9 protein-coding genes and 1 pseudogene are annotated in these 13,667 nt (G+C 64.6%); 4 read left to right on the top strand and 6 right to left on the bottom strand.

The window, feature by feature from the left end:
- Window positions 1-12: 12 nt before the first annotated feature.
- Complete coding sequence (locus ACVIN2_RS00150) at window positions 13-204, top strand: hypothetical protein (protein ID WP_456764027.1); 192 nt, start codon at window positions 13-15, stop codon at window positions 202-204.
- Here the strand turns inward: ACVIN2_RS00150 and ACVIN2_RS00145 are convergent.
- The 3 genes from ACVIN2_RS00145 to dmeF all read right to left on the bottom strand — a co-directional run bounded on the left by ACVIN2_RS00145 (window position 201) and on the right by dmeF (window position 3,031).
- Complete coding sequence (locus tag ACVIN2_RS00145; RefSeq protein ID WP_456764026.1) at window positions 201-1,079, bottom strand: DMT family transporter; 879 nt, start codon at window positions 1,077-1,079, stop codon at window positions 201-203. The two genes, ACVIN2_RS00150 and ACVIN2_RS00145, sit on opposite strands and share 4 nt — an antisense overlap.
- 83 nt (window positions 1,080-1,162) lie before the next feature.
- Entirely contained in the window at window positions 1,163-2,005 is an 843-nt protein-coding gene (locus ACVIN2_RS00140; protein WP_456764025.1) for an N-acyl homoserine lactonase family protein, read from the bottom strand.
- Window positions 2,006-2,083: 78 nt separating this feature from the next.
- A complete protein-coding gene (dmeF, locus tag ACVIN2_RS00135; RefSeq protein ID WP_456764024.1) occupies window positions 2,084-3,031 on the bottom strand; it encodes a CDF family Co(II)/Ni(II) efflux transporter DmeF in 948 nt (315 codons plus the stop codon).
- Between the two features lie 195 nt (window positions 3,032-3,226).
- Here dmeF and ACVIN2_RS00130 point away from each other — a divergent pair, with 195 nt between their 5' ends.
- The 3 genes from ACVIN2_RS00130 to ACVIN2_RS00120 all read left to right on the top strand — a co-directional run bounded on the left by ACVIN2_RS00130 (window position 3,227) and on the right by ACVIN2_RS00120 (window position 7,956).
- Complete coding sequence (locus ACVIN2_RS00130; RefSeq protein WP_027567276.1) at window positions 3,227-4,045, top strand: chromate resistance protein ChrB domain-containing protein; 819 nt, start codon at window positions 3,227-3,229, stop codon at window positions 4,043-4,045.
- Complete coding sequence (chrA, locus tag ACVIN2_RS00125; protein ID WP_456764023.1) at window positions 4,045-5,430, top strand: chromate efflux transporter; 1,386 nt, start codon at window positions 4,045-4,047, stop codon at window positions 5,428-5,430. The genes ACVIN2_RS00130 and chrA overlap by 1 nt, the downstream gene beginning before the upstream one ends.
- 1,311 nt (window positions 5,431-6,741) lie before the next feature.
- Window positions 6,742-7,956: a YeeE/YedE family protein gene (locus ACVIN2_RS00120; protein ID WP_456764022.1), complete on the top strand. Its 1,215-nt coding sequence runs from the start codon at window positions 6,742-6,744 to the stop codon at window positions 7,954-7,956.
- Between the two features lie 55 nt (window positions 7,957-8,011).
- Here the strand turns inward: ACVIN2_RS00120 and ACVIN2_RS00115 are convergent, their stop codons facing one another.
- From ACVIN2_RS00115 to parC, 3 genes and pseudogenes are all read right to left on the bottom strand, one after another.
- The gene (locus tag ACVIN2_RS00115; RefSeq protein ID WP_456764021.1) at window positions 8,012-9,556 is read right to left on the bottom strand and encodes a GMC family oxidoreductase; all 1,545 of its coding nucleotides are present in this window, start codon (window positions 9,554-9,556) and stop codon (window positions 8,012-8,014) included.
- Window positions 9,557-9,560: 4 nt separating this feature from the next.
- On the bottom strand, window positions 9,561-11,111 hold the full coding sequence (locus ACVIN2_RS00110; RefSeq protein WP_456764020.1) for an ABC transporter substrate-binding protein: 1,551 nt from the start codon (window positions 11,109-11,111) through the stop codon (window positions 9,561-9,563).
- Between the two features lie 256 nt (window positions 11,112-11,367).
- Window positions 11,368-13,627 (bottom strand): annotated as a pseudogene (parC, locus tag ACVIN2_RS00105) (DNA topoisomerase IV subunit A).
- Between the last annotated feature and the right edge of the window lie 40 nt (window positions 13,628-13,667).

Raw genomic sequence — 13,667 nt, 5'->3', positions numbered from 1 at the left:
CACAAGCGGAGCATGACCGAAGACACGCGCGCGCCCCGCACATTCAAAGGCCTCCTGCGCTGGGCGACCACGCCACCGCAGGCCTGGGGTGTCTATCTCCTCGCCATCATCCTGGTCTGGCTGATCTCCTTCTACGCCGGCTCGCTGAAGCCGAAGAAGGCGCCGGATGCGAGTCCGCCCGCCGTGACTGCACCGCGCAGCTAAGCCGGCTTCGTTTCGCTGGTCGCGATCCAGATGCCGGCGAACACGGCGACCAGCCCAATCAGCAGATTTGGCGTGATCGGCTCGCCGATCAGCAGCGCGGCGAGCAAGGTGGCGGCGATCGGGTTGACCGTCATGGTATTGGCGACCCGGGTCGGCGTGGCGCGCGCCAGTGCCATGACCCAGAGGATGAAGGCGAGCGCGCCGCCGCCGATGCCCAGATAAATTCCGGCAATCCACTGCCCCGTCGTGAACTGCCCGAGCGCTGCGAAACTGCCTTTCACCAGACCCGCGAGCACCAGCACGGCGGCGCCCGCACCCATGCCGACCGTGAGAAAGCCGAGCGGACTGGAGCGCTGCATCAGCGGCCGCGACAGCACGTTGTAGAACGCCATGCAGAACACGGCACCGGTCATGATCAGCTCGCCGCGCCAAGCCCCGGGCGGGCTTTGCGCCAGGCCCGCGGCCAGCGCCGCCGCCACGCCGAGCACCGCGATGCCGACACCGATGATCTTGCGCGCCGTCAGCCGCTCGACGCCGAGGATGGCGCCGACCACCATGGTGTGGAGCGGCAGCGTCGCCAGCGCGAGACTGGCGCGCGCGGCGGTCGTGTAGGAGACTGCGATGTTGTAGAGGATGAAGAACAGGCCGAAAAAACAGATGCCGAGCAGCGCCACGGCCGGCCAGTCGGACCGCTGCGGCCAGCGCACGCCCAGCAGAAGCGCGCACGGCAGGAGGCAGAGAAAGCCGATCCCCCAGCGCAGGATCGCGAGCAGGATCGGATCGGCGCCGCCGACCAGATAGCGGGTGATCGCCGCGGCAGTGCCGCCAAGGCTGCTCGACGCCAGCGCGATCGCAACCCCGGCCCACTCACCCACAATCGTCTCCCGTTGCGGAGCTTGTTGAGGGCGCTAGCACGCCCCTGCTGCCACCGTAGTGGCAACAGGGGCCTCGCGGAAAGCTAGTCGTAAAACTCCGGCGCCATCTTCTGGCCGTCGCGCTGAACCTTGTCGTGGTTGATCCAGAGCTGCGCCTTCTCCTTACTGAGCGTGTCGGCGATCTTCTGCATCGAGGCCGCGCTCTGGTCCTTGTTGGCATTCATGCTGGGCACACGGCGGTTGTCCCAATTGTCTTTGAAGTGCACCGCATCGCCCGACAGCACGACGGCGCCGGACTTCGGCAGCTTCACCAGCAGCGATTGGTGTCCCGGTGTATGGCCGGGCGTCGACAGAATGGTCACGCTGCCGTCGCCGAACACGTCCTTGTCGCCGGCAAGCAGCTCGACCGGATGCGAGGGCTTGAATCGTGGCTCGTTGTTGGCGCCGGGCCAGTCATACTCGGCCTTCTGCACGTAGAGCGTGGCCTGCGGGAACAGCTCGACATTGCCGGTGTGGTCGGGATGGGTGTGCGAGACCGCCATCATCTTGACGTTATCCGGCTTGAGGCCGAGCTGTTCGAGCTGGGCGGCAAGCGTCTTCGGCCGGCGCCAGGTCACGGCCTTTGGATCGGCGGGCGCAAGGCCGTTCGGCATCGCGGCGACTGCATCGGCAATGCCGGTATCCCACAGGAACCAGCCCTTGGCGTGCTTGACGAGATAGCAGCTGTCGACGAAGTCCATCGTCTTGCCCTCGTTGAGGCCGGGCGTCCAGCGCGAGATATCGCCGGCGGTGCCCTCCCCGCAATTGAGCACGTAGAGCTTTTCGACACCGGTCTTTTCCGATTGCGCCAGCGCCGCATGGCCGGACAGAGCAAGCGCGGCGACGGCGAGAGCGAGCGTGATCCTTGGCCTGATCCTTGACGTCATTCGTTCCTCCCTTGCAGCCATTGTCGGCTGTGACCGAGGGTCAACCCCGGTCCGTTCGCAGAATTCCCGCAGACCGCTTCAGTGCGGGCAGGTCTCGACCTCGACAGTGACGTGGCTCAGCCCCTTCAACCCGGCGAGCCGCTTCTTGTAGACCGCCGGCTGCTTCGGCTTGTCCGAGACCACCGACACCAGCACGGCGCAATGGCCGGGGCCGACCTGCCACAGATGCAAATCGGTGACGCGATCGTCGCCGACCTCCATGCGCGCCCGGATCACACGCTCGAGCTTCTCGTCGGCGCGTACGTCGAGCAGCACCGCGCCTGATGTCTTGATCAGACCGAACGCCCAGCTTGCGATCACGGCACTGCCGATCAGGCCGACCGCCGGATCGGCCCAGGCCCATCCCGAATACATGGCGACCACGAGCGCGGCGATCGCCAGCACCGAGGTCGCTGCGTCCGCCATGACGTGGACATAGGCCGCGCGGAGATTGTTGTCGTGATGGTGGTGGTGATCATGGTCATGATCATCGTGATCATCATGCGCATGGCCGTGATGGTGATGACCATGGTTATCGCGGAGCAGCCAGGCACTGGCGAGATTGACGCACAGGCCGAGGGCAGCGACCACGATCGCCTCGCCATAGACGATCGGCACCGGATTGATCAGCCGCAGCACGCTCTCATAGGCGATCTCGACCGCGATCAGGCCAAGGATGATCGCGCTGGCGAAGGCGGCGAGATCGCCGAATTTGCCGGTGCCGAAGCTGAAATGCGAGCTCCCCAGATGCCGCCGCGCAAAGCGATACGCGAACGCGGCAATCCCCAGCGCCGCCGCATGCGTGCCCATGTGCCAGCCGTCGGCGAGCAGTGCCATCGAGCCGAACAGCGAGCCGGCGACGATCTCGCCGACCATCATGACCAGCGTCAGGATGACGACGAGCCAGGTGCGCCGCTCGTTCTCGTCGTGCTTGTCTCCCAGAAAGGCGTGGTCATGGGTCCATTGTTCGATGGAATGGGAATGCATCGCAAAGTCTCCGAAAGGTCCGGGCCGTTGACCCCTAATATAGACCTGCGAATCTTCTGGGCAAAATCGCCGGAATGAGCCGATTGACAGGTAGGTGCCGTTTCGGTGTAATGAAGGCCATGGGGATTTGAGCGATCTCCCCACGAGGCGACATGCCCAAGTATCGCGTCCCGTTGTTTTTCACGAGGGCGCATCATGTCTTCCTACACGACGATATCATCTGACAAACTGGCACGGTTGATCGGCACGGCGAACGCCCCTGCCCTGATCGACGTGCGCACCGACGAGGATTTTGCCGCCGACCGGCGCTTAATCCCAGGTTCGATCAAGCTCAGCCACGATAATGTTCCGGAATGGGGTGCCGAATTCGCCGGCCGCACCGCCATCGTCTCCTGCCTGCGCGGCGCAAAGCTGGCGCAGGGCACGGCGGCCTGGCTCAGGCAGCTTGGGGTCCAGGCCGAGACGCTGGAAGGCGGCTTCGAGGGCTGGAAGGACGCAAAGCTGCCGCTGCTCGATACCCGCAAGCTGCCGCCGCGCGACGCCAAGGGACGCACCGTCTGGGTGACGCGGGCGCGGCCCAAGGTCGACCGCATTGCCTGCCCCTGGCTGATCCGACGCTTCGTCGATCCCAATGCGGTGTTCCTCTTCGTGGCGCCTTCGGAAGTGGTGGCCGTCGGGCAACGCTTCAACGCAGCCCCCTTCGACATCGAGAACGTGTTCTGGAGCCACCGTGGTGAGCTCTGCACCTTCGACGTGATGATCGAGGAGTTCGGGATTGCCGCGCCGGCGCTGCTCCGGCTCGCAACACTGGTGCGCGGCGCCGACACCGGGCGACCCGACCTTGCGCCGGAGGCGCCCGGCCTGCTCGCAGCTTCGCTCGGGCTGTCGCGGATGTATGATGACGACCTCGAACAGCTCGAGGCCGGCATGCTGCTCTACGACGCCTTCTATCGCTGGTGCCGTGACGCCACGTCCGAGACCCACAATTGGCCGACCAACAAGGCGAAGGCTTGATGGATACCCGTACGATCGAAGCAGGAGCTGATGCCGGTCACGGCGTCAGCTTCAGTGAAGCCTTTCGCGTCTGGCTCCGTGTCGCCTGCCTGAGTTTTGGCGGGCCCGCGGGCCAGATCGCGGTCATGCACCGCATCCTGGTCGAGGAGAAGAACTGGATCTCGGAAGCCCGTTTCCTCCACGCGCTCAATTACTGCATGCTGCTGCCGGGCCCGGAGGCACAGCAGCTCGCGACCTATATCGGCTGGCTGATGCACCGCACCGCCGGTGGCCTGATGGCGGGCGGGCTGTTCATTCTACCCGGCATCATCGCCATCATGGGCCTGAGCTATGTCTACGCCGCCTTCGGCAATGTCAGCTTCGTCGAGGCGCTGTTCTTCGGGTTGAAGGCCGCCGTGCTCGCCATCGTCGTCGAGGCCGTGGTGCGCGTCGGCAAGCGAGCATTGAAGAACCGCATCATGATCGCGCTTGCCGCGATCGCCTTCGTCGCGATTTTCTTCTTCGCGATCCCCTTCCCGGTCATCATCATCGCCGCAGGCGTCATCGGATATATCGGTGCCAAACAGGGCCGTCCGGAATTCGCGCCGGCCGGTCACGGCCCTGCCGGCAGCAGCGCCGTGATCGACAGCATGCTCGGCGACGCCGTGCCCGAGCATGTCCGCCCCAACACCGCGCGCACGATTCGCGTCGGCGCGCTTTGGCTTGCACTCTGGCTGGTGCCGGTGATGGCGCTGTTGCTCACTGTCGGACAAGACAATGTTTTCAGTCACATCGCGCTGTTCTTCTCAAAAATGGCGCTGGTCACCTTCGGTGGCGCCTACGCGGTGCTGGCCTATGTCGCCCAGCAGGCGGTCGAGCACTATCACTGGCTCAAGCCGCACGAGATGCTCGACGGTCTCGGCATGGCCGAGACCACGCCCGGCCCGCTGATCATGGTGCTTCAGTTCGTGGGCTTCATGGCCGCCTACCGCGACGCCAGCGGGCTGTCGCCGATGCTCGCGGCTACCTTGGGCGGATTGCTCGCAACCTGGGTCACCTTCACGCCCTGCTTCCTCTGGATCTTCGTTGGCGCCCCCTACGTCGAACGGCTGCGCGGCAACAAGGGCCTCGGCGGCGCGCTCAGCGCGATCACGGCCGCCGTCGTCGGCGTGATCCTCAACCTCTCGATCTGGTTCGCGCTGCACACGCTGTTCCGCGAGACCGTGCCGGTGAACGCGTTTCCGTTTACCTTCGACATGCCGGTGCTGACCAGCGTCGACATTCCCGCGCTCGTGCTGTCGATCGCGGCCGCAACCGCGATCTTCCGCTTCAAGCTGGGGATGCTGACGGTGTTGGCGGGCTCGTGCGCTGCGGGCGTGGCGCTGCGGTTGGCGGGGGTGATTTAGGACGCGGACTGATTGGTGCGTTGCGTCCAGCTTCTATCGAAAGGAGCGTTGAATCCGACTGGGCAGCATGGTGGCCTTGGGCCAGTCGCTGAGTTGAATGAGGTCGAATCTTGTTGGGCGGTCGCGGACTTATTCAACGCGTCATGTAAAACAATACAAAAAGCACCGCTACTAACAACACTAGGTCGATGCTGGACAAGACTCTATCCACGCTCGCATAGGTCTTTGCGAAACGCCGTCTGGCCCCTTGCCCAAGGCAAAATGCTGCCACAGCGAGTCCGACGAAAATGAATGAGCCGGTTAAGATCGTCCACATGATCCGGATGGATACAGGCAAAGTTATCGAACGGAAAGTCGCTTGGGATCACGAACCGTCGATGAGCAAGTTCGGCATTACGTCCCGTCGGGCAAAACAGACGCGACCACTTCCGGCATCCCGCTTGTCAAGCCCCACCTCACACAATATTCCACTTTTACCGAAATTCGGATTTGACGTACAAGCGATACACCCTGGCCCGAGACAAGGGGCGGATCGCGATCGTCACGAACCGCGGGCTGGGCAGCGATGGACGCGACGGCGTCGGGCATAACAGGCATTGCAGGGCGGCTTCGGCTGTGAGCAATGGCTTTCGTGCCTACGACACGATGCCGAAAGCGTCTTCGCATGGCTTCGGGTGTGAGCACACGCCAGCTCCCGAAGGCCCAGCGAGGACGTGCGCGGACGAACAAGTCGTGTGGTCCTGACGCCCGGGGTCTGTGCGTCAAGTCCTGCGGTGATGTGGCGGCCCGACCGGGCACGTGCATCAGTCATCTGCAAGGCGACGGGGGCAATAGTGCATCGCTCCCCGGGGAGAGCACGAAGGACACGTTAAAACCATCGCGCAGGGAAGGCCGGGCGATCCGGCGAACCTGTGGTCCACCCCGTGTGCATTTCTATCGCGCACGGACCTGCGGGTGCCAGCCGGCGCCCGGCCTTCCCTGCGCCCTTGTCTCAACGAGGGCAATGCGACGAAGCAAAACTCGGGCGGAAGGAGCCGCGAGATCGCGAACGCTCGTCCGCTGTTTGGATCGTATATCGGCGCGAAGACCAGTCATTCCACTCTCGCTGTCGTCGCCCGGCTTGACCGGGCGACCCAGTCCTCCGAGACGATCGTGATTGAGAAGAGAAGCCGCGGCGTACTGGATGCCCGGTCGAGCCGGGGCATGACAGCCTAGCGCGATCCCATCAGTTCCAATGTGGAAAGATTGGAACGGGGAGAATTCGCCCCGGTTAGCTCCCACTGCCGAAGAAATCCACTTCTTGGATGAGCCATGACCGATCTATCTATCGATGCTCGACTGCTTGCCCCTGACAATGATCGGCACGGCGCCAATTTCACGGTCGTCGTTGTCGCGGCGGCAATTCTTCTGGCGGGCGCAGCGGCCTTGTCAGGCACTATCTCGTGGCAACAGGGATTGTTGTTTCTTCTCGGAGGCGCACTTGGCCTGACGCTGTACCATGCGCTGTTCGGGTTCACCTCGGCCTGGCGCGTCTTCATTGTGGCGCGACGGGGCGCCGGTCTCCGTGCGCAAATGGTCATGCTGGCGCTGGCGACGGCCCTGTTCTTTCCGGCCCTCGCACAAGGTACGCTGTTCGGCGTCGCCGTGCATGGCGAGCTCGGCGCGGTGGGCGTGGGCATGCTGACCGGGGCGTTCCTGTTCGGCCTTGGAATGCAGCTCGGCGGCGGCTGCGCGTCGGGAACGCTTTATACCGCCGGCGGCGGCAACACCCGCATGCTGGTGACACTGGCGGCCTTCATCGCCGGATCGACGCTCGGTGCGTTGCATCTGCCGTGGTGGAGCGCGCTGCCGAACATCGGCGCCGTCTCGTTGATCGAACGGCTCGGATGGCTGCCGGCGCTCGTGCTCTGCTGGGCCGTGATGGCTGCGATCTACCTCACCACCGTCAGGGCCGAGATCGGCCGGCATGGCGAACTCGAGCCGGGAGCGCGGACGAAGCTGCAAGGCCTACGCCGCTTCATGCAGGGGCCGTGGCCGCTGCTGTGGGGCGCGATCCTGCTCGCGATCGGAAATTTCGCCACGCTGTATCTCGCAGGGCGCCCATGGGGCATCACCTCCGCTTTCGCGCTCTGGGGATCGAAGATCCTGATGGGCGTCGGCGTCGACGTCGCGTCATGGCCCTATTGGCAGGGCCCGCGCGCTCTATCGCTGCAGCAAAGCGTCTTCGCCGACATCACCTCCGTGATGGATTTCGGCATCATCCTCGGAGCGTTGCTGGCCGCTGGCCTCGCCGGCAAATTCCATCCGACCTGGCGCATCTCCGCATCCTCGCTCCTCGCCGCCATCATCGGCGGCCTGCTGCTCGGGTATGGCGCCCGGCTCGCCTATGGCTGCAATATCGGCGCCTATTTCAGCGGGATCGCATCGGGCAGCCTGCATGGCTGGTGCTGGCTGGTCGCGGCTTTTCTCGGCAACATTCTGGGGACACAGCTCCGACCGCTGTTCGGCCTGGCCGTCGAGCGGTAGGTCTTCGTCTGCGTGCTGTTTCGTCAGACCGTCATGGCGGGACCGGCGATTGAACTCAACGCATCATCATCCGCGCGATCGCTTCCCCGATCACTACCGTCGTGAAGTGGGTGTTGGCCCGGCAATCCGACGGCATGATCGAGGCGTCGGCGACGCGCAGGCCCGCGACGCCCTTCACCGTACCATCAGGATTGACCACGCCGTCGGCGTCGTTGACGCCGGTCATCCGGCAACTGCCGGCAGCGTGCTGGATATCGCCGGTCTCACGGCGCAGCAGCGCGTCGAGCTCGTGATCCGGCAAGGCCGCAGCCTGCGGCAGCGTCAGATCCGTGTCGGCGAGCCGGATCCAGTCGGCGATGCCTGATAGCGCCGGCTCGGAGGTGATCACGGCCAGCCGCCTCACCGCATTCATCATGCGCAGCATGTCGCGGGGATCGGCCAGCATGTTCTCCTCGACGACAGGATCGATCGCGGGATCGGTCGAGGCCAGCTTGAGCGTGCCACGAGAATACGCGTTGAACAGCCCGGCGCCGATCGCGCCCGGCACGCCGATGCCGCGGTGGTTGAAGGCGATCAGGATCATGTCGCGCTTGCCGCCGTCGGCGAGGCCCGACGAATAGGTCACGCAGCAATTGGTGTGGCGGGTGTCGGGATCGGTGGGCCGCAGATTTTCGTGGAGCTGGATCGTGGCGCGAAACAGCGGATGGTCGAAGAAGTGCTTGCCGACCGGCAGGTCGCGCTCGACCGCGATGCCGATCGCCTTCAGCTCATCCGCGGGTCCGATGCCCGAGCGTAGCAGGATCGCCGGACTGTGGATGGCGCCGGCGCACAGCACGATCTGGCGCGCGCTGATATCGCTGGTGCCCTGCCCCTCGATGTGGACGCGGAGGCCGGTCGCCCTTCCGTCGCTGATCAGCACGCGGTCGACCAGCGCATGCCCGCGAATTTCCAGATTGGCGCGACCGCGCGCGGGCTCGAGATATCCCTCGTTGGTGGTGATGCGGCGGCTGTCGCGGCTGTTGATGGGATAGCAAGCGACGCCCTCGCCATCAGGGCCGTTGACGTCGGCGCACCAGGGATAGCCGCTCGCCAGCGCCGCATTGCGCAAGCCCCGATCGATCGGCCCCCATTTCTCGGGCGGCGCGCGATAGACCGGCAGCGGTCCGCCGCGCCCGTGGCCGGCGGCGGCGCCGAATTCCAGATCATCCTCGATCAGCGAGAACAACGGCATGACGTCCCTGGCCGACCAGCCGGTGCAGCCATTGGCAGCCCATTCGTCGAACGCATCGGCGACGCCGCGGATGGCGATCTGGCCGTTCATCATCGACGAGCCGCCGAGCCCCTTGCCGCGCCAGTAGAAGCGCGGCTCCTGGCCGGCCACACGGCGCGTCAGAAGATGCGGCCACTGCCATTTCTCCTGGTACTCGCGCTTGTGGATGATCGGGATCGGATTTGGCGTCATCACTTCCCAAGGCGCCTCGTCGGCGCGCCAATCGAGGCCCGCCTCGAGCAGCAGGACGCGCCGTGCGGGATCTTCCGACAGCCGTGCCGCAACAGCGGCACCGGCAGAGCCGCCGCCGACAACAATGACATCGTACATTGCGCTATTTCTCAACATTCCAGAACACCGGGATGGCCGACGGTATCAGACCGCGCAAGGTCGCGCGAGAGGCGGCCGGCTGGGCGAACTGGCCCCACGGTATAGCGGGTGCCTGATCGTACATGACGGTCTGGATCTCGCCTGCGATCTTCTTGCGATCCTCCTCGGCGGGCGCCTTGGCAAAGGCCTCCATCAGCGGCGTGATGCGCGCATCGCATTGCCAGCCGGTGAAATCGGCGCAGTTGAAGGCGACCATGACGTTGGTCAAGGGCGAGCCGAGGTCGAAGCCGCCGGCGTGAACGCCATAGACGCTCCAGCCCTCCTTCTTGGCGCGGCGCGCCAGCACGCTCGCCCAGTCCATCACCTGGAGGTCGACGTTGAAACCGGCCTGCTTCAGCCGCTCGGCCAGCACCTGCGCCGAGACGCGCGGGGCTTCGAGATCGTTGGCCTCCATCACGACAACAGGCTCGCCGGCATATTTCGTCGCCTTCAGCGCGGCCTTCGCCGCTTCGATCGACGGCCTGGCGGCGGCTTCCGTGCCGGCCTTGCTGTCATAGGTGGTGCCGCAGGTGAAGTACGTCGCGCAAGGAGCCGCGTATTTGGCATCGAGGCCGAGCGCATCCAGCACCTCGCGCTGATCGACCAGCTTCCACAGCACGCGCCTGATGGCGGGGTCGTCGAACGGCTTTGATGCCGCGTTGAGGCGATAGGCGCCCGCGAACATGTTGCCGCCGGTGAAATTGACCAGTTTGACCCGTGAGTTTTTCTCCATCGTCGGCAGCAGATCGAACGGCGCGTATTGCATGAAATCGACTTCGCCGGCCTGCAGCGCGGAGGCTGCGGTCGCGCCATCCGGAATGACGCGGATCTCGAGCGTGTCGACGTTGACGCGCTTGCCGCCGGCGAGGAAGTCGGCAGGCTCGGGACGCGGCACATAGTCGGCGAATTTCTTCAGGACCATGCGGTCGCCCGTGCGGTGATCGGCCTTGCTGTAGACGAACGGACCGGAGCCGACGATCTCGGTAATGCGCTGATCGCCGGGCGTTTTGGCAATGCGCTCGGGCATCATGAAGGCGACCGGGCTGACGGGATTGCCGAGCGCGTCGATGACGAGACCGGACGGCTCCTTCAGCGTCAGCACGAAGGTTTTTGCGTCGGTCGGTTCGAGCGAGGCCGTGATCGCGAAGATGCGGCGGCCGAGCGCGCTGCGGGTGCCCCAACGGCGCAGCGAGGCCACGCAATCGGCGGCGGTGACCGGCTGGTCGTCATGCCATTTCAGGCCATCGCGCAGCGTGAAACTGTAGGTCAGGCCATCGGCCGAGACTTTCCAGTCCTGCACCATCTGCGGCTTGATCTCGCCTTTGGAATCCTTCGCAAACAGCGTGTCGAACACCATGTAGCCGAACGTGCGCGTAATGTAGGCTGTGGAGAAATGCGGATCGAGCGTGACGATCTCCGCCTCGAGCACCGCGACGAGATTGCCTGCGGCATGCGCGGGTGGCGCGGTCAGCCCCAAGGCGAACAGCGCCGGAATGAAAGCCTTCAGTTTGGACATGGAATGAATTTGCCTTTTGACGGAGACGTTTAAAGCCGCCAGACAAAAAGCAATGTTCATGCCCGGAGGGCCGAAACACGTATGCGCTCACGGCTATCTGCCGCGCGTTTGCGCGCCACACCCTCGCTGTCATCGTTCGGCTTGACCGGGCGATCCAGTATTCCAGAGAAAGCTATGATTGAGCCGAGAGGCCGCGGCGTACTGGATGCCCCGCCTACGCGGGGCATGACACTGTCGATATGGCGACGGCCGCGGACTACCCGATCACCCTGCCGAACTTGTTCGACTTCGGGAATCCCTTCGGCGCGAGGCGGCCGGCATCACCGCGGTTGCCGCGCCACTCCGCGAGCTCCTTCATGGTCGCGGAGAATTCCCGGCCCGCGGAATCCTTCCAGGTCAGGCCCGCCTTGGCGTCGAACACAGCGACGTCGGAAAGACCGCCATCCTTGTATTTCTGCAGGCGCGCACCGCGGCCACGCGGCATCTCCTGCACCTGGTCGAGCGGGAAAAGCAGCATCTTGCGGTTCTCGCCGATGACCGCGACCGTGTCGCCCAGCACCTCGGTGACCGTGCGCGCCTCGTTCGGCATGTCGACGTTGAGGACCTGCTTGCCCTTCTTGGTGGTGCCGACGCAATCGTCCTCGTTGACAACGAAGCCCTGGCCCTCGTGGCTCGCGACCAGGAATTTGCGCCCGCCCTTGTTGACGAACAGCGTGACCGGCGCGGCCTCCGGCTCGAGATCGATGAACTGGCGAATCGGCTCGCCATGACCGCGGCCGCCCGGAAGTTTTGCGACATCGAGCGAGTAGAATTTTCCGTTGGTGGCGAACAGCAGCAGCTTCGAGGTCGTTTCCGCGAAGAACGCGAACCCGAGCTTGTCATCCTGCTTGAAGGCGAGCCCCGAGAGGTCCTCGACATGGCCCTTGAGGGTGCGGATCCAGCCCTTGTCGGAGACGACCACGGTCACCGGTTCGCGCTCGACCAGGGCCTCCTCGATCGCGGCGAGATCGTGCTCGGGCGCGTCCGCAAAGGTGGTGCGGCGCTTGCCGAGCGGCGTCTTCGGTCCGAACATGTCGCGGACCTTGCCGACCTGCTCGGCGACCTTCTTCCACTGCTCGGGTTCGGACCCCAGCAATCCCTCGATACCCTTCAGCTCCTTGCGAAGATCCTTGTCCTCGCTGCGGATCTCCATTTCCTCGAGCTTGCGCAGGCTTCGCAGCCGCATGTTGAGGATGGCTTCGGCCTGCACCTCGGTGAGCTTGAACGCCTTGATCAGCGCCGGCTTCGGCTCGTCCTCATTGCGGATGATCCTGATCACCTCGTCGATGTTCAGATACGCAATCAGCAGGCCGCCAAGAATCTCCAGCCGGCGCTCGATCTCGGCCCTGCGATGGTTGGTGCGGCGGATCAGCACGTCGCGCAGATGGTCGAGCCATTCGCGCAGGCACTCAGCGAGCCCCACCACCTTGGGGACGCGGCCCTTGATCAGCACGTTCAGGTTCAGCGGAATCTTGTTTTCGAGCTCGGTCAGCCGGAACCAGCGATTCCATCATCAGCGCGGGATCGACGTTCTTCGACTTCGGCTCGATCACGATGCGTACGTCTTCGGCCGATTCGTCCCTGATATCGCCGACCAGCGGCAGCTTCTTCTGGTCGAGCAGCTCGGCGATCTTCTCGATCAGCCGCGACTTCTGCACCAGAAAGGGTATCTCGGTGACGACGACGACCCAGGTGCCGCGCGCACCCTCCTCCTGCTCCCATCGGGAGCGGACGCGGAACGAGCCGCGGCCGGTGGTGTAGGCTTCAGCGATCGCCTGCTTGGAATCGACGCAGATGCCGCCGGTCGGGAAATCCGGACCCTTGACCCATTTCAGCAGCGCTTTGGATTTCGCGTCCGGTTTCTCGATCAGATGCAGCGCGGCCTCGCAGAGCTCGGCCGCGTTGTGCGGCGGGATCGAGGTCGCCATGCCGACCGCGATACCCTGCGCACCGTTGGCGAGCAGGTTCGGGAAGCCGCCGGGCAGCACAATCGGCTCTTTCGACTGGCCATCGTAATTGGGGCGGAATTCGACCCCGTCCTCATCGATGCCGTCGAGCAGAAGCCGCGCGACGTCGGTCATGCGCGCTTCGGTGTAGCGATAGGCGGCGGGATTATCGCCGTCGATATTGCCGAAATTGCCCTGACCGTCGACTAGCGGGTAGCGCGAGGAGAAATCCTGCGCCAGACGCACCATGGCGTCGTAGATCGCCTGGTCGCCATGCGGATGGAACGAGCCCATCACGTCGCCGACGATTTTGGCGGACTTCTTGAAAGCCGTGCCCGGATCAAGCCGTAGCAGGCGCATGCCATAGAGGATACGCCGGTGCACCGGCTTCAGGCCGTCGCGGGCATCCGGCAGCGCGCGGTGCATGATGGTGGAGAGCGCATAGGCGAGATAGCGCTCTTCCAGCGCCTCACGCAGCGGCACCTCGTGAATTTCGGCCGGTTCCTCCGGCGGAATCAATCGTTTTCCCATGCCGCCCGGTTAAACCGTGGAAGCGAATCGGGCAAGGATC

This window comes from Bradyrhizobium sp. USDA 3650 (assembly GCF_054057395.1).
The sequence above is the reverse complement of the archived record's forward strand: the minus strand, read 5'-3'. Positions and strand labels throughout refer to the sequence as shown.